Annotated in this window: 18 protein-coding genes and 3 pseudogenes; 9 read left to right on the top strand and 12 right to left on the bottom strand. The window is 66.9% G+C overall.

Going from position 1 to position 20944, the window contains the following annotated elements:
* Positions 1–295: 295 nt before the first annotated feature.
* Positions 296–574 (bottom strand): hypothetical protein, encoded by a 279-nt coding sequence (locus tag ACFYP5_RS38095; RefSeq protein ID WP_389044563.1) that lies wholly within the window; start codon positions 572–574, stop codon positions 296–298.
* A gap of 153 nt (positions 575–727) precedes the next feature.
* The gene (locus ACFYP5_RS38090; protein ID WP_389044538.1) at positions 728–2257 is read right to left on the bottom strand and encodes a SpoIIE family protein phosphatase; all 1530 of its coding nucleotides are present in this window, start codon (positions 2255–2257) and stop codon (positions 728–730) included.
* A gap of 1196 nt (positions 2258–3453) precedes the next feature.
* Here ACFYP5_RS38090 and ACFYP5_RS38085 point away from each other — a divergent pair.
* Together ACFYP5_RS38085 and ACFYP5_RS38080 are read left to right on the top strand one after the other, a co-directional pair.
* Positions 3454–3960 (top strand): hypothetical protein, encoded by a 507-nt coding sequence (locus ACFYP5_RS38085; protein WP_389044536.1) that lies wholly within the window; start codon positions 3454–3456, stop codon positions 3958–3960.
* Between the two features lie 485 nt (positions 3961–4445).
* Positions 4446–4949: a hypothetical protein gene (locus ACFYP5_RS38080; protein ID WP_389044535.1), complete on the top strand. Its 504-nt coding sequence runs from the start codon at positions 4446–4448 to the stop codon at positions 4947–4949.
* 195 nt (positions 4950–5144) lie between these two features.
* Here ACFYP5_RS38080 and ACFYP5_RS38075 read toward each other — a convergent pair whose 3' ends face one another.
* Positions 5145–5510 carry a hypothetical protein gene (locus tag ACFYP5_RS38075; RefSeq protein ID WP_389044561.1) on the bottom strand — a complete coding sequence of 122 codons (366 nt, stop codon included), beginning with the start codon at positions 5508–5510 and terminating at the stop codon, positions 5145–5147.
* A gap of 340 nt (positions 5511–5850) precedes the next feature.
* On the opposite strand from ACFYP5_RS38075, the gene ACFYP5_RS38070 reads away from it, so the two are divergent.
* Positions 5851–6609 carry a tetratricopeptide repeat protein gene (locus ACFYP5_RS38070; protein ID WP_389044532.1) on the top strand — a complete coding sequence of 253 codons (759 nt, stop codon included), beginning with the start codon at positions 5851–5853 and terminating at the stop codon, positions 6607–6609.
* Positions 6610–6789: 180 nt separating this feature from the next.
* A pseudogene (locus tag ACFYP5_RS38065) lies at positions 6790–7214 on the top strand (transposase); the annotation flags it as partial.
* 86 nt (positions 7215–7300) lie between these two features.
* Here ACFYP5_RS38065 and ACFYP5_RS38060 read toward each other — a convergent pair.
* The 8 genes and pseudogenes from ACFYP5_RS38060 to ACFYP5_RS38025 all read right to left on the bottom strand — a co-directional run bounded on the left by ACFYP5_RS38060 (position 7301) and on the right by ACFYP5_RS38025 (position 13951).
* Positions 7301–7693, bottom strand: coding sequence for a hypothetical protein (locus ACFYP5_RS38060; RefSeq protein ID WP_389044530.1), 393 nt, complete (start codon positions 7691–7693; stop codon positions 7301–7303).
* Positions 7694–7912: 219 nt separating this feature from the next.
* The gene (locus tag ACFYP5_RS38055) at positions 7913–8806 is read right to left on the bottom strand and encodes an alpha/beta hydrolase (protein ID WP_389044528.1); all 894 of its coding nucleotides are present in this window, start codon (positions 8804–8806) and stop codon (positions 7913–7915) included.
* Positions 8807–8834: 28 nt separating this feature from the next.
* A pseudogene (locus tag ACFYP5_RS38050) lies at positions 8835–9182 on the bottom strand (nuclear transport factor 2 family protein); the annotation flags it as partial.
* Between the two features lie 18 nt (positions 9183–9200).
* Positions 9201–10043, bottom strand: a complete 843-nt coding sequence (locus ACFYP5_RS38045) for an alpha/beta fold hydrolase (RefSeq protein WP_389044525.1) — start codon at positions 10041–10043, stop codon at positions 9201–9203.
* A gap of 210 nt (positions 10044–10253) precedes the next feature.
* Positions 10254–11453 carry an NADP-dependent malic enzyme gene (locus ACFYP5_RS38040; protein ID WP_389044522.1) on the bottom strand — a complete coding sequence of 400 codons (1200 nt, stop codon included), beginning with the start codon at positions 11451–11453 and terminating at the stop codon, positions 10254–10256.
* A 464-nt stretch (positions 11454–11917) separates the two neighbouring features.
* Complete coding sequence (locus tag ACFYP5_RS38035; protein WP_389044520.1) at positions 11918–12319, bottom strand: tautomerase family protein; 402 nt, start codon at positions 12317–12319, stop codon at positions 11918–11920.
* Between the two features lie 149 nt (positions 12320–12468).
* Entirely contained in the window at positions 12469–13203 is a 735-nt protein-coding gene (locus tag ACFYP5_RS38030; protein WP_389044518.1) for a flavin reductase family protein, read from the bottom strand.
* A gap of 322 nt (positions 13204–13525) precedes the next feature.
* Positions 13526–13951 carry a nuclear transport factor 2 family protein gene (locus ACFYP5_RS38025; RefSeq protein ID WP_389044517.1) on the bottom strand — a complete coding sequence of 142 codons (426 nt, stop codon included), beginning with the start codon at positions 13949–13951 and terminating at the stop codon, positions 13526–13528.
* A 271-nt stretch (positions 13952–14222) separates the two neighbouring features.
* On the opposite strand from ACFYP5_RS38025, the gene ACFYP5_RS38020 reads away from it, so the two are divergent.
* The 4 genes and pseudogenes from ACFYP5_RS38020 (at position 14223) to ACFYP5_RS38005 (ending at position 17713) form a co-directional block, all read left to right on the top strand.
* Positions 14223–14690: a winged helix-turn-helix transcriptional regulator gene (locus ACFYP5_RS38020; RefSeq protein ID WP_389044514.1), complete on the top strand. Its 468-nt coding sequence runs from the start codon at positions 14223–14225 to the stop codon at positions 14688–14690.
* 843 nt (positions 14691–15533) lie between these two features.
* A complete protein-coding gene (locus ACFYP5_RS38015; protein WP_389044513.1) occupies positions 15534–16040 on the top strand; it encodes a DinB family protein in 507 nt (168 codons plus the stop codon).
* A gap of 102 nt (positions 16041–16142) precedes the next feature.
* Positions 16143–16905: pseudogene (locus ACFYP5_RS38010) on the top strand (transposase).
* A 373-nt stretch (positions 16906–17278) separates the two neighbouring features.
* Positions 17279–17713, top strand: a complete 435-nt coding sequence (locus ACFYP5_RS38005) for a VOC family protein (RefSeq protein WP_389044510.1) — start codon at positions 17279–17281, stop codon at positions 17711–17713.
* Positions 17714–17832: 119 nt separating this feature from the next.
* Here the strand turns inward: ACFYP5_RS38005 and ACFYP5_RS38000 are convergent, their stop codons facing one another.
* Entirely contained in the window at positions 17833–18366 is a 534-nt protein-coding gene (locus ACFYP5_RS38000) for a DUF3291 domain-containing protein (protein WP_389044507.1), read from the bottom strand.
* A gap of 1032 nt (positions 18367–19398) precedes the next feature.
* Here ACFYP5_RS38000 and ACFYP5_RS37995 point away from each other — a divergent pair.
* Positions 19399–20631: a hypothetical protein gene (locus ACFYP5_RS37995; RefSeq protein WP_389044503.1), complete on the top strand. Its 1233-nt coding sequence runs from the start codon at positions 19399–19401 to the stop codon at positions 20629–20631.
* Positions 20632–20944: the final 313 nt, after the last annotated feature.

The raw sequence follows: 20944 nt of genomic DNA, 5'->3' as shown, positions 1-20944 counted from the left end.
GTTACGGTTGCCGGGCAGCGGCCGACCGACCACGACGACGGCCGGGCGACCTGACGGTTGGTGGAGTACCGGCAGGGTGAGGTCGAAGACCTTGCCCGGGCCGATCGGGGCGGGCAGGTAGCGGCGAGAGTGTCCATCAGGTGCCGCAGCCCTTGGCCGATGTCCTCGCCCTCCTGTTCAATCAGCCCGTCGGTGTAGAGGGCGGGGACGCTGCCCGGCTCAAGGTCGATCTGTGGAAGCGGTCTCCTAGGCGATGGGGCTACGGTGTCCGAGGCGGGAGTGCCGGCGTCGGGTGTCAAAGCGGTGGAGCCATCGGAAGACGTCGAGTCGGGCCTCCCGATCGTCCGGCCAGTGCTTCCGTCCCTTTAAGGGTCTCGCGTTTGAAGGTCGCGTTGAAGGACTCGGCGAGCGGGTTGTCCGCGCCGGACCCGACCGTGCACCTGCTTCGCCGAACCCCAGCTGACCTGCAGGCTTCGACGAAGCCCCTACTCGTGTACTGGGCTCCGTGATCGGTGTGCATGATCGATCTGGCGAGACTGCCGCGGGTGCGGATGGCTGCCGCCACGGCGTCGATGACGAGGGCGAAGACGGAGGCCAGGTAGCAGAAATTCCCGCCGTCGATGGGCAGGTAGATGATGTCGCCGACGTATTTCGTGTTCGGTCTCCGGGCGGTGAATCGCGGCCGATCAGGTCCGGCGCCCTGGCCGCGGCCGGGTCGGGGACGTCTTCAGCCGCCCAGTGCTTGTTCAGCCCAGATAGTCTTGCCCTGGCCGGTGTAGCGCACTCCCCAGCGCTGCGCGCACTCGGCCACGATGAACAAGCCGCGTCCTCCGTCGTCGGTGGCACTCGCCCGGCGGATGTGCGGAGAGGTGCTGCTGCCGTCGGACACTTCGCAGATCAGGGTCCGGTCGCGGATCAGCCGCAGCCGCATCGGCTCACGGCCGTAGCGGAGGGCATTGGTGACCAGTTCGCTGGTGATCAGCTCCGTGGTGAAGTCAAGGTGTCCGAGGTCCCACTGGTCGAGTTGTTGTAGAACGAGGGAGCGCATGCCGGCGACGGCGGCAGGGTCTCCTGGCAGCTCCCAGGTAGCCACCCGGTCGCCGCTGAGCGCACGTGTGCGAACGACCAGGAGCGCCAGGTCGTCCTCGGCCGCCAGGAGTGGCGTCACGGTGTCGACGGTAACTCGGCAGACGTCCCTGATCGACGGGCCGCTGCGCCCCATGGCCGTGCGCAGGAGCCCAGACACACCATGCGAGGTGCCGCATGCTCGCACCAAACTGCCGGTGTAGAAGAAGAGAGTGCTGCCTTCGGCGAGCTCGAAGGCCAGCGGCTCGAAGACGGGCTCGCCCCTGCCCAGGGGCCTGCTGCTGGGCAGCTCGGGAACCTGAATTACTCCGTCCGGATCAGCGACGGCGGGTGGGGGGTGACCGGCGCTCGCCATGACGCAGCGGCGTGCGACGGGGTCGTACACGACGTAGAGGAACGTTGCACCGACCAGTCGGTCCACGAACCCCACAGACCACTGGTTGCGCTCGCCCGCGGCATAGCGCGCCACGATGTCGTCCAGACGGGCAAGCACCTCCTCAGGTCCGAGATCCAGCTCCGCCAGGGCCCTCATGGCGGCGCCGATCAGTCCGATACACACGGTGGCCTGCATGCCGGAGACCGGGATGTCGGAGACCGCAAAAGCCACCCGCATACCGGACAGCGGGAGTACATCGACCCAGCCGCCGTGCACACCCGGGCTGCTGCGCGCGGGTAGGTACGAGCGAGCGATCTCGGCCGCGCTGTGGTCCGGTGCATCAGCGGACTCCAGGCGGCTCCTCAGCGCAACCGCTGTCACGCGCTCACCGCGGTCAAGCCAGCTTTGGACCGCGTTGTCTTCACGGATCTCAGGCAGGGAACCGGCACTCGCCAGGATCACCGTCCCCTCGCCGCCGGGTACGACGGATGCCACGGCGCAGGCCGTGAGCGTAACGGGCACAGGATGACCCTGCCGATGCATGAGGACGGCAGGGGACCAGGAGGTGCTGCCGGCCTCAGCGGCTGACAACAGCTGCTGAGAGGAGTCCCACGGGATGACGAGCCACAGCTCTGCCACCGACCGGCCCACGACCTCAGCCGTCTCGTAGCCCAATAGACGCTTGGCCGCCGAACTCCACGCGGACACCAGTCCACGGGCGTCCACCACGAACGCAGCCGGGCCGCCACGGAAGTCCGAGAGGCGGGCGGAGGAAGCCCCATCCAGGGTGCCCATCTCACCGACCTCGTCGGGCTAGGGAACGCGTACACGACGACGATACGACGTCGCCGGGCCTGCCACCTTTCCACCGGTTCTGTGTGGCACTCGGACAGCGCATCCGAGCGAGACCGACGGAGCCTCAAGGGGTGCGGCGCGTCGGCGCGCGCCGAACATCGGTCGTCGGGGCAAGCGCGCCGAGGTGGACGGTCCCGATGCTTTGCCCACTACCGTGCGATGCGCGGTACCGGACGGCGCGAGCCGACCGGCACCAGGAACATCGGTCCCCTCCTGCGAGGACCCGTATTCCGAGGATTGCTTGCCCGGTTTCCGTGACAACTGGTGGCCCATCTCTGACACAGGCTCTCCCCCGCCTCCGGCGGGGGCCTTTCGTGTCTCCGGCGCCCTGCATGGACCGAGGTAAATGGCCTATGGTCTGCTGGTTGGGAACCTGTCGCATTAGACCTCAGCAACCCCTACAACTATTCCTCTTTCAGCACCCTGCTCGCGGACCGGCGGTGTCCGGATCATTCGGAGACCCGAACGTCCGCCTCAACCTCTCCGACGCACTCGTGGCCCCCTCCCGTATATGAGGCTCCGTCTCGCGGACGGCATCGAGATGCACCATTAGCCGGGGAACGCTGAGGAGCCCAACGACATCGCTGCCGTACTTTCCGAGCGCTTCAGCTTCGACCACCCGGCCATCTGGGGAACCGTCCGCTTCTCCGGCGAAAGCGCCGAAACGGACTCCGTATTCGGTTTCGGGTCGGGGGCGGTGGTGCCGTCAGGCACTGGAGCTACAACCAAGCGTGATCAACCAGAAGATCATCCCACCCGGTCAGCCGACATGATAGTGCCCGACGAAGTACTCGAGCTGGCGCAGTTCCACCCTTCGAGTATTCCTCACAGAGCCCACGGTATCTCTCAGCGAGATGGCGGCTGTCTCTGACTTTCGTTGGACAGCGACCGTTGAGTCCAGCGATTCTGTTCATCGGAGGAACTACTCGAGGCGGGATCTGACTCGTCACGGAATGCTTTAACCCAGCGCGGTAGCGCAAGGACTACTACCCCCTTGGTTTCATCTCCCTGATTCCGGTGTCGAACGAGAACTTCTCGATCGGAGGAGGGGAGCTGCAATTGGCCGAAGGCCCTCCGCACTGGTGAATGCCAAGGGAAACACGCCGAATCAATCGAGGAACGAGGAGACATCTGCCATGACCACACCGAACGAGCCCACTGGCGGGCCAAAGAACCAGGCGCCGCACCTGGACTACTACCCACACTGGCTCGACAATCTCGCCGACGACGTCATCCTCCAGGGCAACTTTGCCAACGGCGAAGTGCTCGGCAAGGAAAAGGTAGCGAAGCTGCTGGGCTTCGCGCGAAGCATCTACGCCTTCCAGGACTTCCGCTTCTACGGCAAGCGCGGCGAGCTCTTCCTGGAGGACTACCAATCCCGAATCCGTGGCAGCGAGAGCTACCGCCCCGACGGAATCGAGATCTACAACTTCGTCGTCGTGTACTTCAACGAGGCGGGCGAGACCAGTCAACTCGTCATGAACCACCGGCCTCAGTCAGCCGCCCTGCTGTTCTCGTCCTTGCTGGCGAAGCACTTCGGTGACGAGTTCGGCTCGGACCTCTTCTACAAGGGCGATGTCAGCCACCGGCTGCTCGATCACGACCTGTCCCGCGGCCAATGGCCTCCGTCGTCGCCCCGCTGACTTGCGACGGAATCCGTCCGCCGACCGAGATCAGTAAGGTCGGGGACTGGCACGATGACTGATGCTCCGTTTCTAGTCCTCGCCGCTTCAAACCGTGCATGATGTTCTCCGCACATGGCTTTCCGAGATCGTTCACCGTCTGGCATGCACCGTCGCCCTGTGCACGTTTCCGGGAGCGGCCTCTACGAAGATGGCCGGGACAAGGGCGACAGGCAGGAAGCGGCCAAGCCGGCGCCGATGCGGTGCGGCGGAAAGCCGACGTCTCCATCGGCGGCCCGGTCGGGGAATGAAGGGCTGGCCACCGGGCGCGACGTTCAGGCAGACCCTGACGGTCGAAACGGCCAGAGAGCACATCGTATTCAGTCCGTTCACCCACCCCGACCGGCAGATGGTCTTCGACGCCAGCGCCGACAGTGTCACCGTGCAGACCCTCGACGGCGAACCGGTCGAGACCCTCGCCCCCCGCACGCGCCGGCTTCAAGGCAATGCTGCGCAACAGCACCTGGGACGCTCCGCACCTCGGCTACTTCCTGGGCTACGCGCTCTGGAACCACCCCGTTCCTCTTCGCCTATCGTGGCGTGCAGGCCCGGGAGCTCAAACCCTGGCACGAGGCCGACGACGCCTGCAGGTGCGCTCCCCACCCGAGATCGCCGCACACAGCCCCAACCACGTGTTCTACTTCGACGCTTTCGGCAGGCAACGCCGCATGGACTTCGTCGCCGAGGTCAACAACAGTTTCCTCGTCGGCCACTACACCGGCCGCTTCCATAACTTCGACGGGCTGCTCGTGCCGACACGCCGACGAATGTTCCGCCGCAACCCCGACAACACCGATCAACGGAAGACCCCACAGTACGGCGGGACTGGTTCGTGTCCGCGCACGCAATGCCTCGGCCATTTCGGCCCGGGTCGGCAGATAGGCCAGCTCGACCCAGTCCGGCCCCGGCGCCGTCTCCCGTTCCTCGTGCTCCATGGAGCGGCATCCTAATGGCGTCCGGTCGGCGGTACTTGTCGTGGTCGTAACCACAGTCACCCAGCACCACATCTGGGCGGCGGCTGGGCCGGCCGCGCTTGCCCCGCACGGCGGGCACTGCCTCCAGCAGCGGCGACGGTGGACCCCGGAGAGCCGTGGCAGTGCCATATGCCGACGCGGAAGAGGGGCCGATTCAGGGTGTATGAGGATTCAGTCGGCCAATGTCTCCACCGTTGTAGCGACCGATCGGCGTTGCAGCCCGTCGGCAATGAGCTCCATCTCGACCAGCGTGCCAACTAAGCCAGTCTCCTGGAGCGCACTGGCCATCACACGTGCCTGGGCCAGGGGCAGACAGAGTAGCTCCCGCAGGACCCGCAAGACCGGGACGAGGTTGGACTCGTCGTCCGCAAGGCGCAGCTGTGCGGGCCCATGCTCTACCAGCAGGGCATTCCTGATCTCTTCGGGAGTCGCTCCGCCCGTCTCTTGCTCGCACCACCCATTGGGACAGACGGTGCATGCGCCTTCGGTGCCCCACCACAGCTGCCCATGCTCGATGTATTGCCCAACGTCGAGCATCAGCACGGCACCACAGTCGTCGCATCGCGCCGTGACCTTTACCCCTTGAGTGATCACCGGGCTCCTCGCCGTCGGGCACCAACAAGCGGATACTCCCGCGAGCCTGCCAGTCTGTCGACCCTGTTACCGCTGACCCGGCAGATCAGGAGCAAGCCGGAGGCGTCACACTGCAGGCACCTCTGTGACAGCTAGTGACAGCTGTTGCTGGAGTGTCGCAGGCAGCCATGGGGTTCACGTAGCCTCGCGGCTTGTGGGGTTCATAGGAACGGTGTGGGGCCGCGAGCGGGGCAGGTGGGCACGAGACCAACTGACCCCTTCCCAGGCGGTGGTGTACGACCGCATGCGCGATCTGTTCGCAGTGGGCGAGTACGAGAAGGCCGAGGCCGGGGCGAGAGCCCTCGCGGCCACGCCCAGGCGCTTCTGGGACCGGGGCCCGGCGCTGGAGTGGCTGACAGGGGCCTTGGCCACGGCAGCAGCTATTGCTCACGGGCGTGGAGCCGAGGTGCTGGCTGAGCTGGACGCCCTGATCGCGGATCTGGAGCGGACTACTGGAGCCGGGCGAGCGTTGCTGCTGGACGTCCGGGTGAACCGCGTGGCGGCCCTCGTCGACCAGGGGCGATATACAGAGGCAGAGGCCGAAGCAGACGGCATACTGCGCGCCGCGGTCCGTCTCGCGCACCTCACCAAGGTATGGGGAATCGAGCTGTCCACTTTGGCCAACCTGGCAGCTGCCCTGTGCGGGCAGGGCCGTTACGACGAGGCGGAGGCCATCGCCCGCGGGAACCTTCCACGCGCGCCAGCGGGCACGGCCGCCACCTTGCACTGTGTCCTGGTAAGCAGCTTGAACGGGCAAGGCCGACACGAGGAGGCATTGGCCGAGGCCCGTCGCCTGACGCCGCTCTGGGTCCGCACCGAGAGCGGGGCTCTGGACATCGGCACGGCTACAGCCCTGCACAGCCTTGGCCGCCACGGCGAGGCGGAAGCCAGCGCCCGTCAGGCGTTGCACGCCTGCGAGCAGTTCCTGCATCCGATCCACCCCCGGATCCAGGAAGCTCGCACACTACTGAGCCGCATTACCGCTGACGGTCCGCTCACCTGACGAGCACACACCGCTCAACCCTCAGGTGAGACGGCACAACTCGGGCCTGGGCCCGTGCGGCATGCAAGCCCTCTAGCAGCTGCGGTAACGGCAGTCTGTGGCGGCGAGGTCGGCAGACTGAAGCGGACTTGGAACTCCTAACGAAATGATCTTCGAGGTGATTGGATCACTCCGGGACTGATGATCCGGGGGTGCGGGGTGGCTCGGCCGAGGCCGTGGGATGTCGACGATGAGTTGTGGGCGGTGATCGAGCCGCTGCTGCCCAAGATTGAACGCAGGATCCGTTATCCGGGGCGGAAGCGGCATCCGGACCGTCTGGTGTTGCAGGGCATCCTGTTCGTACTGAATACGGGGATCGCCTGGGAGCATCTGCCGCAGGAACTCGGCGTCGGCTCGGGCATGACCTGCTGGCGCCGCCTGGCAGAATGGACCGAGGCCGGCGTGTGGCCCCGGCTGCACGAGGTCCTCCTGGCGAAGCTTCGCGGCGTGAACGCCCTGGACTTCTCCCGGGCGGCGGTCGACGGCTCCCACATCCGGGCGTCAAATGGGGATCCAAGACGGGACGAAGTCCTGTCGACCCGGGCAGAACCGGCAGTAAACATCATTTCCGCTCCCCACGCTCGCATCGACTGCCGTCATGATGCACGCGCATCAGCACTCGGCCCGTACGGGGGCATTCCGTTAGGCGTTCTTAGCCGAGTGCCGACTGGGGAGGGTCGACTGTCTTCGAAGCCGAATGCTCGAACCACTCGCGGGACTTGCGCTGGTGGAGCAGCACCAGCATCGGCGCGCCCAGGGCCACACCGATGACGGCCCCCGGGCTTCTTTCCATCACCATCGCGCAGACGGCGCCGACGGTGTACACCGACAGTGTCACGGTGAGCGTGATGCGCAGTACGCCGCGGCCCGGCTGAAGGTAAAAGACCTGAACAACACTGCCCAGAGCGGGCAGAAGCGATAGTACCTGCACGAACACAGACCCGGGGTAGTACTGCAACGCGATACCCACCACTGCAATTACCACAAAGACCATGAGGACGTAGAGCAGTATGCGCAGCGCCCTTACTGCACCTGGAAGCGCCATAGTGATCTCCTTGAGCTCTTGCCGCGAGTAGCCGCTGGAGTTCGGTGCGCGGCAGTCAGTGCGTTCCGTCCGTCTCACGGACGGGCACCGCGAGGGTATCCGTCCGGGGCGCGCCCTTCTTGCCGTTGGGTGCCGCCACCACGAACAGGCATCCGGGATCCTGGGCGGGGATATCGATGTAGGCCACGCAGGCCGGGCGCGGTGGCGTGCGGGCGCCTGTCAGGCGAGGTGCTCGCGGAACCATTCGACGGCAGCGCTGCTCGCCTTGTCGAACTGAGTGGTGTAGGGATCGAAGTGGCCGCCCGGGATCGTCCGCAGCCGCTTGGGCTCCAGCGCGCGCTCGTAGGCCGCGAGGGCCAGATCGGTCACGGTGACGGTGTCGTTGAGCGCGACCACCATCAGCAGGGGTGTGGGTGAGACCCTGTCGACCCAGATTCCGGGCTCGTACATGCGCGCGGCCCGGGTGGAGCGGACCGTGACCTCGTTCTCCCACACGCCTTCGGGCTTGGGCTGGAGGTAGAAGTCGATGGCTTCCTGCGTCCGGTAGGACGCAGGCACCGCCGGGTCGCTGCTGACGATGGCCAAGGTACGGGGGGCCTCGCCGCGCGACTGGGCGCGCTCGTCCTCTGAGAAGGACTCCTCCAGGGCCGCGACCGCCTCGGGGACGACACGGCGCCGGCCCTGGTCGAAGCCGCTGATGGTCGGCACCTGGGAGACCACGGCCCGCAGCCGGCGGTCGGTCGCGCCGAGCACGATCGCGTGGCCGCCGGCGTAGCTGGTGCCCCACAGACCGATCCGCTCCGGATCGACGTCGGGGAGGCTCTCCAGGAACGAAATGGCCCGCCGCCAGTCGGCGATCTGCCGCCAGGGGTCGACGTCCTGACGCGGCCCGCCGTCACTCGCCCCGAAGCCGCGGTGGTCATGGACCAGGACGGCGAAGCCGTTCTCGGCGAAGGCCTGCGCGAACCGCTCCAGACCGTGCTCCTTCACCCCGGCGTAGCCGTGGGCCATGGTGATCGCCGGATGCGGGCCCGGACCGCCCGGCAGGAAGAGCCAGCCACGCAGTTGTACCGCGCCATCGGCCTCGAACTGGACATCTTTGCGCTGAATCATGGGACAACCTTCTGAAGTGGCAGGGATTTCAGTCCTGGTGGAAGTGGTCTGCGTCTATCTCACCGGTCAGTCGGGGGCGCAGTTCCGCGGAGAAGCGGAGCACGGCGCCCAGCGGCCGGTGGTGGATGGCGACTCGGAGGGCCTGGCCGGCCGCGTTCCTGGTGAGGATGGTGACGCCCTCGATCGGCAGGCCGCCGAACGCGGTGGCCTCCCACTCCAGGTACGTTCGCGGACCGTCGACGGTCTCCTCAGTGAAGCGGAGCGACTCGTAGATCGCATTCGCCGTGGCCATCACCTTTTTCACCTGGTCGCGGCCTTCCACCGGACGGGTCAAAACGCTCGCCTCCAGGACCACGTCCTCGGTGAACGCCTCACCGAACGCCTCGGCGGACTTCTACGCGAAGGCGTTCGTCCACCCCTGCGGACGCGGGGTCTTCGCGGCGGGGACGCCCTCGGAACCGCGGGCCTCGGCGAGGAGGCGGTCGAGGCGGGTGGCGACGCCGGCCGCCTGTTCGATGTGTGCCCAGTGGCCGGCCTCGGCCACCGATACCGCTGTCATGGCGGTGAATCGGGGCGCGATCGCGTTGTTGACCATGTCCTCGGTGACGAACCCATCGCCCTCGCCGCGGACGATGAGCACCGGGCCTGGGCAGGTACTCGGCCGTTCGCCGAGGGGGTGTCCGGTGTTCCAGCAGTCGGCGAGGGCGCGGATGACCTCCGGACGCAGCCGCCGTCCGGTCGCCACCAGCCGGTCGAGCTCGGCCTCCGGGAACGCCACGGACAGCTGATTGCGTACGCCCCGCTGCCCGTCCGCGTCGCCGCCCAGCGAGCGGAACTGCTCGATCATCTCGTCGGGCAGATGTACGCCCGCGAGGGAGACCGGGGTCACCAGCATGAGTCCGCGGACCCGTTCGGGCCGCTGGATCGCGACCAGTTCGGCCACGGCTGCACCCATGCTGTGGCCGACGATCACGAAAGGCTTACCGAGGGCGTCGACCACCGCGCCCACCTCGTCGGCAAACCGGTCGTAGGTGTAGGGCCCGTCCGCCGTGTCGCGGTCGCCGCAGCCGGCCAGGTCGAGTGTGACGCACTCGATGCCGGGTGTGGTGAGCTGGGGGATCAAGCGGTCCCAGGCGTACTGGTCATCGAGGAAACCGTGGACGAACACCACGGCCAGGTCTCCGTCGCCACTGCGCCGATACCGTACGTCGGTGTCGGCGACGCGTTCCGTCTTCATGTGGGTCCTTACTGTCCGGGACCGGACGTCGCCCCGGAAGGGACCAGTCCTGGCTTTGGATGGGGGGAATCGATGGGGTATTCGGTTGGACATGCGTTCTGCATCCGGTGGCCAAGATGTCTCCCGTGACCTGCGGATTCGCGAGGCGACGCGTCCGATGAGCAGGACGCGGCCCTGTCCTCGGATCACGGGGAGGGCGTGGTACGCCGCCTACACCCGGGCCACACCATCGCGCCGGGCCGCCTCCGCGACAGCCTCGGCGACCGCGGGGGCGACACGAGGGTCGAAGGGGGACGGGATGACGTGGTCGGGACGCAGCTCGTCGACGATCAGGGAGGCAAGGGCGTCCGCGGCGGCGATCTTCATGCCCGGCGTGATGCGTGAGGCGCGGACGCGCAGGGCGCCGGCGAAGATGCCGGGGAAGGCGAGCACGTTGTTGATCTGGTTCGGGTAGTCACTGCGGCCGGTGGCCACGACGGACGCGTACTTGTGGGCGATGTCGGGGTGGATCTCGGGCGTGGGGTTTGCCATGGCGAAGACGAACGCTCCCTCCGCCATGGTGGCGACCGCGGATTCGGGGACCGTGCCGCCGGAGACACCGATGAAGACATCGGCGCCGGCCAAAGCCTCCTCCAGAGTGCCGGTCCGTCCCTTCCGGTTGGTGTTCGCGGCGATGTCCCGCTTGATGTCGGTCAGGCCGGTACGGCCGGAGTGCAGGACGCCGGCCCTGTCGGTGACCACGACATCGCCGATTCCCGCCTCCACGAGGATCTTGGCGATCGCGACGCCCGCCGCTCCCGCGCCCGATATGACCGCGCGCAGGTCGTCGAGTTTCCGCCCGGCGAGACGGGCGGCGTTGTGCAGGGCCGCGAGGGTGACGACCGCCGTGCCGTGCTGGTCGTCGTGGAAGACCGGGATGTCGAGGCGGTCCTGGAGCTTGCGCTCGATCTCGAAGCACCGGGGCGCGGAGATGTCCTCCAGGTTGATGCCGCCGAAGGAAGGCGCGAGGCGGGCGACGGTGTCGACGATCTCGTCCACGTCAGTGGTGGCGAGCGCGATGGGCACGGCGTCCACGTCGCCGAATTGCTTGAACAGGACCGCTTTGCCCTCCATGACCGGCAGCGACGCCTGCGGGCCGATGTCGCCGAGGCCGAGCACCGCGGTGCCGTCCGTCACCACCGCGACGGTGTGCGAGACCCAGGTGTAGTCGTGTACGAGATCGGGCTGCTCGGCGATGGCTGTGCACACCTCGGCGACGCCGGGCGTGTATGCAAGTGAGAGGTCGTCAGGGCCGCGTAGCGGGACCGTAAGGGTGATCGCCATCTTTCCCCCGCGGTGGAGCGCGAACACCGGCTCGTCGAGTCCCCCGGACGTGCGGGTCTGCGCCGACGTGACGCTTTCTGATTCCACAACTGATTCCTTTGCTGGCGTGCCGTGCCCGTTCGCTCGGAGGGATTCGGGAGGTCGGCCGAAGTTGCCGTGTGCTGTGATCCCGTGCGGGGCGCCGCCGGGCAAGAGTGGCTTCGGGCGAAAGTACCGCCGCCCGCCGGGCGGGGATGGTCGTCACGGGCACTGTCAGGTCGGCGCTGGCTTTCGGTGGGTTGGTGGTTTCTTGAGGTGGCCCTCGACGCACGGGGCGCCCTGTCCGGGGTGCGTCCGGCGGATCGTGGCGGGTTCCCGGCGTATGGGGAGGCGCTTCGCGGTGCTGCCGGCACGCCCCGGCAGCACCGATGACCGGAGCGCTCCGGCGGCGCCGGCCGTACACCCGCGTCAGGCACCGCTCCCCGACCTGCACCGGTGCCCAGCCCTCCTGACCCTCGGCCTGACCTGGTCTTCGTCGGACAGGCCCCGGACGGCGGGCGAGGACGCGGGGTTCACCAGCGCGGAACCTCTTCGGCCAGTTGCAGTTCGCCCCTTCCGAACGAGAAGCTCTCGTTCGGTACCGGGATCAGGGCGATGAAGATGTCGTCGGGCGAGACATCGAGGGCCTCGACGACCAGCCTGTTGATGGCCGCGGTCACCGCCCGCTTGTCCTCCAGGGGTCGGTGGGCCCCGAGGAGAACCGTGATGATCATGGCCTCGGCGCTGCGCTGCATGCCCATGAACGTCGGGTCGAGGAACAGTTCGTCCTCGCCGTGTTCGCTGATCATGATGAAGCGGTCGCCCTGGGGGATGCCGAGCCCCTGCACCAACGACTGGTTGAGCGCGTCGGCGAGCGCGCGCTTCTGCTGCGACGAGAAGCGGTTGGCGGGGATGTGGGCGTTGAAGACCGGCATGGGGGGCTCCTTAGGGAAGTACGGTGTCGGGGATCCGACCGTTCGGAGGCCTGATCCGGGCCTCGGTAGACGGCGCTGCCGCTCTGACCACCCGCGGCACACGGCGCGAGCCTGCGGGTGCGGCCGGATCGGCGTTGGTGCCGGTGCCGTCAGGCCTTGGTGGCTCCGGAGGGGGACCAATCGGCGCTGTCCACCGGCGACCACCCGTCCGGGCGCTCGTCGAGGCGGTGGCTGCGCTTGCCCAGACGCGCGCTCAGCACGTCCTCCGGCAGGGGCGTGACGAACGCATTGTCGGCCAAGGTGTACTCGGCGGCGAGGCGGCCGATCGCCGGGATCGCCCCGGTGTCGATCCGTCCGTTCTGGGCGTAGACGTCGTCCCGGATGTGGAACCGCACGACCTTGCCCCAGACTACGTGGTCGTTGACGTCGCCGACCTTGATGATCCGCTCGAGCGTGCATTCCATGGCGATCGGGGAGTCCTTCACGCGCGGCACCTTCACCACTTCGCAGGCCTCTTTGGCCAGGCCGACCTCGTCGAACTCGTCCTGGGAGCTGTCGAACTCGACCGCACTGCGATGCATCTCGTGGGCCTGCGGAAGCGTGACCAGGTTGGTGACGAACTCACCTGTGTCCTGAATGTTGATGAGCGTGTCCTTCAAGGTCCCGTCCGACCGCGGCTGCAGGGTGAGGGACACGATCGGGGGTATCCGGCTCACCACCGTGAAGAACGAGATCGGCGCCAGATTGGCAACACCGGCTGATGACAGGGTGCTCACCCAGCCGATCGCGCGCGGCGTGACAGCCCCGATGAGGAGTTTGTACGCGGACCGCGCGTCGAGTTCGTCGCTGTTGATGATCACGTTGATGGCCTCTCGGACGTGCACGGCAGGATTCCGCCAGTGAAGGTACGGGTGGTGCGGGGCTTGGGAAGGGCAGCGGGGCCATGGTCAGCCGGGCGCGGCGGATGCTGCTTGCTGCCCCGGAACGGCTCGTGGCTGGTCAGCCGTCCGCCGTCTCGGTGTCGCCCAGGAAGTGCTCCGCGATCAGGGTCACGGTGCGGGCAGGGGTTTCCACGGCGGGCAGGTGGGCCGCTCCGTTGATGATGAGGCTGCGTACATCGGTGTACTGGCAAGCGACTGGATGTAGTTACCGATGGCGCCCGGAACGGAACAGCGTTCCCCGTGGATTCCCGGTGCCGACCGAGACTCAGTCGGCAGCGGAGGGGAAGAACTCGAGACCCTCGAGCACGTCGCGCCCCTTGGCGGTGTCGGCGTACAGCCGCGCCTCCGCGATCAGTCCGTCGGTCACGGCGAACAGGAGCAGGTGCTCGTTCTCCATGGTGCGGCCGTTCTTCGCCTTTGCGCGGGCCCGAACGGGGACCACCACGTGCGACCCGGCGTCGAGCACCGTGTACAGGTCGTAGTCGAAGTACTCGTAGTAGTGGTCGAAGAGGTCCTTGTAGAAGGCCACGAAGCCGTCCCGGCCGTGGAACGTCCCGCCGTAGGGCAGGGAGGTGGGGAAGTGGAAGACCACGTCCGGCGACATCAGAGCCACCAGGTCGGACGAGTCGTTCTTTTCGAACCCGGTGTAGGCGCGGTGGCAGGCATCAACGATCGCCTGGTTGCTCGACATGTTTCCTCCATGCTCGTTGCTGAGTGCGGTGCTGGGTGAACACGTTTCCCCCTGCTCCGGCTCCCGTCCGGTGATGTGCGGAGGGACCAGAGGCCAAGGGATCGGGCCGATCGGCTCGTGAGGCCGCACCGCGGTTCGACGAACCGGGTGGGCTTCGGCGCCGCGCCGCGGTGGTGGCTGTCAGCGGTCCGCCGTTACCTAAGTTTCCATTTGGAACTCAGGAAGTCAAGGGCTGGGTTCCCGATCGAAACCCTGGGGTTATACTGACGGCATGGAGTGGCGTGAACTTGATCTGGGAAATTGCAGCGTCGCCGCGACCTTGGGTCTGGTCGGCGAGCGGTGGACCCTTCTCGTCCTACGCGAAGTATTCGCCGGGCTGCACCGCTTCGACGAGATCGCCGACCACCTCGGGATCTCACGTCGCGTCCTGACCGAACGCCTGGGACAGCTCGTCGACGCCGGCCTGCTGGAGCGCCGTAGCTACAGGGAGGCCGGACAGCGCGTCCGCCAGGAGTATCACCTGACGTCACCCGCCCACGACCTGCAGTGGGTTCTGGCCGCCCTCCTGCAGTACGGGGACACCCACCTCGGCGGCCCGGAGGGCGCACCGGCACTGCTGAACCACGTCGGCTGCGGCGGCGAGGTGCACGTCCAACTGCGCTGCTCCTGCGGGCAGGAGGTCACCGGCTCCGAGGTGGAGCCGATCACCGGCCCCGGCGCCGTCAGTACGTCCCCCTGACGACAGCCCGCGCTCCCCCTCCCGCATCCCAGCCGCGTCGGGCGACCGGCGACTTCGGGGTTCCCGCCGGGGTCTAGGCCTGGCGGGCCGTACCGACTCGGCCACGCTGCGTTCGGTCGCGTCACGTTCGGTAGGGGCAGCCGGGAGGCAAGGGGCGCAGCGCCGCGACGGTGCGTCCGATGTACGACGTCGTTCGCGCCGATCGCTTGACCCGTGCCGGTGTCGTGGATCCTGACCGACTGGACAAGTGGAAACAGAAGACAAGAGCTTGAGTTTCTGTCTCGAAAGTGCCGAGTCGAGCTCGCGGTCCCGCCAGGTCGCCAGGGCGATCGATGACGCCACGACGCCGAGCCGCAGGTGACCATCAACGGCGGCGGCAGCCCCGATGCCACGCCCTCTACGAGCCGCCGATCGGCGGCATTCCTACGCGTGCGATGACGCGAGGGAATGCCGTCACGTCGAACAGCTCATGGATGGCATATGTCACCATGCGATGCCTCTTTTGGCTCGCTGCAGATTCTCCGGGCGATACGACCTGGAACCCGCCCCGGGCGGCCTGGCATTTGCGCCCACTCCCGCGCGCAGAACCACTCCCCACGGCCGGCCTGAACCCGCACCTCCTCCACGTGGCCCAGCTCAAGAAGTCGGGTGACCAAGAACGGAGGCATGCATCCGGACAACGTCCGGGCCCAGTAGTCAAGATCAGCAGCGTCCATGGCAGCCCACCTAAGGGCTGTCCCGCAATTGATCTCCGACCCCAAAACTGGTCGAGCAGGTGGGCTTCGGTGTCCACGCTCCGGACCGGGGTGGCCCGCAAGATCGCATCCTTGCCATGATCGCCCGGTGACCGATGACCAGCGCACACACCCCTTCAAGGTGGCCGACGACCGTTCCTCACTCACCTCGTTCCTCGACTACCAGCGGGCGACCCTCGCCATGAAGTGCGCGGATCTGACCGGCGAGCAGCTAAAGCGGAGAACGATCCCGACCTCGGGGATTACGCTTTTGGGCCTGGTGCGGCACGCGGCCTCGGTCGAGCGGAGCTGGTTCCGGCTCGTCATGAACGCCGAGGACGTCAAGCCTCCTTGGCCGGGCGAGGTCGATGGCACGTTCGCCGAGTTCCACGTCCAGGATGCCGACGTCGACGAGGCGTTCGAGGTCTGGCACGAGGAGTGCGCCCGCGCCCGTGCCGTCGCCGCCTCATTCAACTCCCTTGACGACACCGTCGGCTTTCGCGGGGAGACCATCTCGCTGCGTTACGTCCTCACCCACATGATCGAGGAGTACGCGCGTCACAACGGCCATGCCGACCTTCTGCGGGAAGCTATCGACGGAGTCGTCGGCGAGTAGAAGGAAGCGCGCCTGGGGTCGGCGGTTGCCCCGGGCCAAATCCGCTGTCAGACGAGGAACATCACGGGCACTGCGTGGCAAGCAGCGCGAGATGATCACGTCATGGCTGCTGTGATCACTGCTTCGGAACTCGTGGATAGCGCCGTTCACGGGGCTGAGCCCGCGCTGCTTTGGCAAGCTGGTCACCGCGCTGCGTCGCGAGGGTGCAGATCCGATGCGGCGGGGCCGCCCATGGAGCCTGCCTCTTGAGGACCGTCTGCTGCTGGTTGCTGCCTACTGGCGCACGCCTGACCATGCGACAACTGGCTCCGCTCTTCGGCATCTCGAAGTCCGCGGCCGACCGCATCATCAACCGCCTCGGCCCGTCACTCGCGCTCCAGCCCCGCAAGCGGTTCGCGAAAGACACAGTGCTGAACGTGGACGGCACCCTGGTGCCCACCCGCGATCACACCGTTGCCGAGCAGTCCAAGAACTACCGGTACTCCACCAACCACCAGGTCGTCATCGACGCCGACACCCGCCTCGTCGTGGTGGTCGGCCGGCCCCTGCCCGGCAACCGCAACGACTGCAAGGCATGGGCGGAGTCCGGCGCGAAGGCCGCCGTCGGCACAACCATGACCATCGCCGACGGCGGCTATCCGGGCACCGGGCTCGTGATGCCCCACCGGCGCCGCAAGGGCGAGGAGTTGCCCGACTGGAAGCAGGCCCGCAACAAGTTGCACAAGCAGTCGGGGCCCGCGTCGAGCACGTCTTCGCCCGCATGAAGACCTGGAAGATCCTCCGCGACTGCCGCCTCAAAGGCGACGGTGTCCACCACGCCATGCTCGGTATCGCACGGCTCCACAACCTCAATATCGCGGGATAACCGAGGCCGGATCTGGCGTTGACCACGTCCAGAACCAAGCACCGACATTTGCGGGACAGCCCTTAGCCTCCGACAACGTCCTGCTTCGGGCGATGGTGGAACTTCGATGAGACAACGACCGATCCGTCAAACTCCACTGAGACCCAATCAAACTTCACTGAGAAGGGACAGCGACCCCACTTTTCGCCGTCATTCACTCGAGGTGTCCTGTCTCTTGCGAATTGGCCCCTGTCTCAGGTGGTCTGGTCCGATTCGCTCGTCGTCTCAGGCGATCTGGTCCGGTGGCGGTACTCATGTCACGCGAGACCTCGACCTGCGCGGCGATGACACCCTGGGGGTTTCGCTGAGCAGCACGCGCCAATACGGTGGCCCGATGACGTCGATCAAGAAGTTCCAAGTCACCTTCGACTGCGCAGAACCTGAGCGCCTCGCTCGTTTCTGGTGCGAGGTGTTGGGGTACGTCGTACCGCCGCCACCGGAGGGGTTTGCCACTTGGGACGATTACAAGCGCTCGCTTCCACCTGAGCAGCAGGACGCATGGTTTGCCTGCAGTGATCCCTCAGGCGTGGGCCCGCGACTGTACTTCCAGCGCGTTCCCGAAGGGAAGGCCGCCAAGAACCGGCTGCATCTTGACGTGCGGGTTGGCACCGGACTCGTGGGTGAAGAGCGCCTCGCCGCACTCGAGGCCGAGTGCGCACGACTGGTCCCGCTCGGCGCGGTACACGTGCGAACGCTGTATGCCGATGACGAGAACGAGTCGTGCATCCCGATGCAGGACATCGAGGGCAACGAGTTCTGTATCGACTGAGGGGCCGCGAACGTGTCCTCCCAGATCAACTGAGACGGCACCGGGCATCCGTGCGTCCGGGATCAGGTCCAAAGAGGTTTCCAGCGTCACAGCGTCCGAGTTCTTCTGGTCGCTGCAGGTCACAAGCCTTTGATCCTGGCCGGAGTTCCCTCCGGGGTGAACGAGTGGTGGAAGGTGAAGGCGTGCGGCGCGGAGCCGTGGTCGTGGAGGTGCTCCAGCCTGGAAACCCCGTCCTGCCAGGTGGGTGTCACGCCGTCGGAGACCCACCAGATCACATAATTTGCGTGCCCTGTCCTCTCGAACCAGTCGTAACGCCTGTTCAGCGCCTCACGGTGCAGACCGGTGTAGACGGCGTCGAAGGCGAGGCGCAGGTCGGTCCAGAGTGAGAGGGTCGCGGCCAGGGCGGTGGCTTCCGCCGTTCGGCCCTTGCCGTACCAAGTCGGTACGGCGAACTCGCCCCATGCACCCCAGTCCACCTCGAAGAGCATGCCCCGGTCACCGTCTGCCGCTTCAGCACGCGCGAGGTACCCGGGGTGCTGACTGATCTTCCGGTAGACGGCCTCACCCATGTCGTAGAACTCGCGCGCGAGAGGTGCGGGATCTGCGAGAGGCGACTTCAGGATGCCGAATGTGTACAGAGCAAGTTGGGGCATGCGTCTCTCCCTGGTTGGGGCTGCCTGACGTGGACCCGGTTCGGTGGCTTACACATGGGCGCGAGGGTTCGTGGGGCATGACCGACCCATCCCGTCGCGGCTGGCCCAGCCCGAAGAAACCCCTGTGCGACCGTGGGCGACCACCGAAGACCAGATGAAGGTAGCTGCCTCTGCGAGCCATGTCGAAGTTGCGTTTTCCCTGTCCAAGTGGCCACTTGCACAGGTCCTTGCAGGAACTGGGGCGGTGGCGCTGCCTGCCTCCGGAAGTCCGCATCGGCCCAGCGAATGCCGAGAAGCAGCATCGACAAACCCGCTCAAACCGGTGGGCCGGGGCGACGCCAGTGGCGTTGTTCGGCGACTGGGTTCACTGTCAAAGGACACCCACTGGTGGTGGAGAGGGCACGAAGTCCGATCGCGGGGAGACTGTGGTCGGGGCTGTGGACGCCTCATTGCTGCCACTTGCGAGGTAGTGAGCTGGGGGCGGTGGCCGGCTTGAACACGCGTGTGAGGCCGTGACCGGGTACTGGTCACGGCCCCACGGACGAACTGGCGGCTACTGCTGAGGCAGTTCCAGGTCGTACGTGTCGTCGTGCGCGCCCGAGTTACGCCACCCGGCACGACTCGGCAGGCGCATTGCCCAGATATCCCGCCCGCAGCACCCGTAACCGCCCGCGACACCCCACAGCCAGGGACCGGCCATGTGGTGAACGGCTCGTCATGGACGCAGATCCTGCTTCCTCGGCCGACAACCCGCCGGCGGCCGGGGGCAGAGCCATCGGGCAGGGAGAGCAGGCCGACGTCCGTTGGCTCGGCTGATGCTCCTCGCCGTAGCCGCCGAGATCGCTGTCGCCGAAGGCGAAGGCGACCCGCAAGGTGCCTCGGCCAGGTGACGGGGCCCCGTGATGGGGCGGTGCTGCCGCAGCCAGCCACGGCTCTGAGTTTCGAAGTTGGCCCCGAAGCATTCCAGTTGGCCGAGACGGTGCTGCAGAGGGCCCAACTGCTGCGGACGGAGGATGCGGCAAGATGCGGCGCATGACCCTCTCATCGCGTTTCACTATGCCGGGGCAGGTCTGGGCCGTGGCCACGTCCGATCCCTCCGGGCCGCTGACCGTGACTGGCTACGGTGCGAATCCCCTGGCGACCGTCATCACGAGGGTCGACCTCGCAGGCAAGGTGGCGTGGCAGCGGAAGTACCCAGGGACGGGCAGGCCGCAGTCTCGTCTGTCCACGGAGGGCACGCTGTGGGTCGCCTACCCGGATGGCGACGGCCGGCTCCTGGAAGGTGTTCTGCCGGACGGATCCACTGGGCCCGCCGCCCACCCGGAGTGCCGCCCTGACGAGGAGATCGGGGCGTTCGTCCTCCTCGACGACGGGTTCATCATTTCCTGGGTCAGCGCTTCCCGCTTGGTCCGTGGGGAACGAAGCCGGCCCACGTCTGTACCGGAGCCGCGCGTGGCCCGGTACACGCGAGAGGGCGAGTGCTTGTGGTCCACGCCGATCGACCTCGGTGCGGTGTCGTTCCCGGGTGTGGTGGAGATGGGAGACCGGACCGGATGGGAGATCCGGCCGCGTAGGCCTTGGATCCCGGAGGAGATCGGCGTAGACCACTGGGAGCCATTGCTCGTATCGGCCGACCGGATCGCAGCCAGTTTCACCGACACACGGGGCGGCATCGGGAGGACGTTCTTCCTCGACTTGGGCAGCGGCGAGATGGTGTCGGCCACCTCTCCCGCTCCCACGGGCCGGAAGGCGATAGCGGGTCCTGGTCAGTTCCTGATCGGATCCCAGGGCTACGGCGCGTTTACGACCGGCCGCTTCGGCCGGGACGGCACTGAAACCGGGCGCTGGGCCAGCCACGGGGCGATGCTCGTTGACAAGAACGGCAGCGTCAGCGGCCCCGAGCTCGAAAACGTCCTGCCTTCCAGATCACGCTTCCGGCGGCTCGCACCGGACAACAGCCTCATGGACGGGCCGGCGCTGACGGGCTACTACACGTCCTACCCCGCGATGGACTGCGAGGGAACCGCGGTGTTCTGGCGAGACGGCAAGCTACTCGCCGTGGACACGGACCTCGCCGGACACGAGCTGTTCGCCATGGACGACAGCCGAGCGGTCATTGGTCGTACGCTCCTGCTGAGCGAAGGCAGCGTCGTCGTCTCCCTGGACAACGAGGTCATGGTCTTCCGTACACCGCTGGGCTCTCTGGCCAAGGGCCCCTGGCCGTGTGGGGAAGCGAACCTCCAGGGCAATCCTCTGCTGAGCTGAAGCTGCCGGCGTCACACCGGCTGAGGCTGAGCATGCAGTGACGTCTACCGATCCGGCTGAGCCAGAGTTTCGACCGGGCCGCGTACGCACGCGCAGGAAAAAGAGATGCTGGCTCCTGGACTGCGAAGGCAAGATCTCTCCATGTCGACCGACGTCAGCGGAATGATCGAATGCCGGCCGGGGGCCCGCCTATGGGGCCCCGACGACGAGGACTCCGTGTGACTCCTCCCCGCCATAAATGACGGGGCTTCTCGCTAAGCCGGTTTGGCCTCGCGACGGGCCAGCCCGGCCCGTAGAACGTTGATGGCTCCCA

It is taken from the genome of Streptomyces sp. NPDC005262, from assembly GCF_042872425.1.
GTDB lineage: Bacteria > Actinomycetota > Actinomycetes > Streptomycetales > Streptomycetaceae > Streptomyces.
The sequence above is the reverse complement of the archived record's forward strand: the minus strand, read 5'-3'. Positions and strand labels throughout refer to the sequence as shown.

What these genes read in the sequence shown, in the direction of transcription:
- ACFYP5_RS38090 (WP_389044538.1), bottom strand. Translation starts at nt 2,257, where the DNA reads ATGGGCACCCTGGATGGGGCTTCCTCCGCCCGCCTCTCGGACTTCCGT.
- ACFYP5_RS38085 (WP_389044536.1), top strand. Translation starts at nt 3,454, where the DNA reads ATGACCACACCGAACGAGCCCACTGGCGGGCCAAAGAACCAGGCGCCG.
- ACFYP5_RS38080 (WP_389044535.1), top strand. Translation starts at nt 4,446, where the DNA reads ATGCTGCGCAACAGCACCTGGGACGCTCCGCACCTCGGCTACTTCCTG.
- ACFYP5_RS38075 (WP_389044561.1), bottom strand. Translation starts at nt 5,510, where the DNA reads ATGCTCGACGTTGGGCAATACATCGAGCATGGGCAGCTGTGGTGGGGC.
- ACFYP5_RS38070 (WP_389044532.1), top strand. Translation starts at nt 5,851, where the DNA reads ATGCGCGATCTGTTCGCAGTGGGCGAGTACGAGAAGGCCGAGGCCGGG.
- ACFYP5_RS38060 (WP_389044530.1), bottom strand. Translation starts at nt 7,693, where the DNA reads ATGGCGCTTCCAGGTGCAGTAAGGGCGCTGCGCATACTGCTCTACGTC.
- ACFYP5_RS38055 (WP_389044528.1), bottom strand. Translation starts at nt 8,806, where the DNA reads ATGATTCAGCGCAAAGATGTCCAGTTCGAGGCCGATGGCGCGGTACAA.
- ACFYP5_RS38045 (WP_389044525.1), bottom strand. Translation starts at nt 10,043, where the DNA reads ATGAAGACGGAACGCGTCGCCGACACCGACGTACGGTATCGGCGCAGT.
- ACFYP5_RS38035 (WP_389044520.1), bottom strand. Translation starts at nt 12,319, where the DNA reads ATGCCGGTCTTCAACGCCCACATCCCCGCCAACCGCTTCTCGTCGCAG.
- ACFYP5_RS38025 (WP_389044517.1), bottom strand. Translation starts at nt 13,951, where the DNA reads ATGTCGAGCAACCAGGCGATCGTTGATGCCTGCCACCGCGCCTACACC.
- ACFYP5_RS38020 (WP_389044514.1), top strand. Translation starts at nt 14,223, where the DNA reads ATGGAGTGGCGTGAACTTGATCTGGGAAATTGCAGCGTCGCCGCGACC.
- ACFYP5_RS38005 (WP_389044510.1), top strand. Translation starts at nt 17,279, where the DNA reads ATGACGTCGATCAAGAAGTTCCAAGTCACCTTCGACTGCGCAGAACCT.
- ACFYP5_RS38000 (WP_389044507.1), bottom strand. Translation starts at nt 18,366, where the DNA reads ATGCCCCAACTTGCTCTGTACACATTCGGCATCCTGAAGTCGCCTCTC.
- ACFYP5_RS37995 (WP_389044503.1), top strand. Translation starts at nt 19,399, where the DNA reads ATGACCCTCTCATCGCGTTTCACTATGCCGGGGCAGGTCTGGGCCGTG.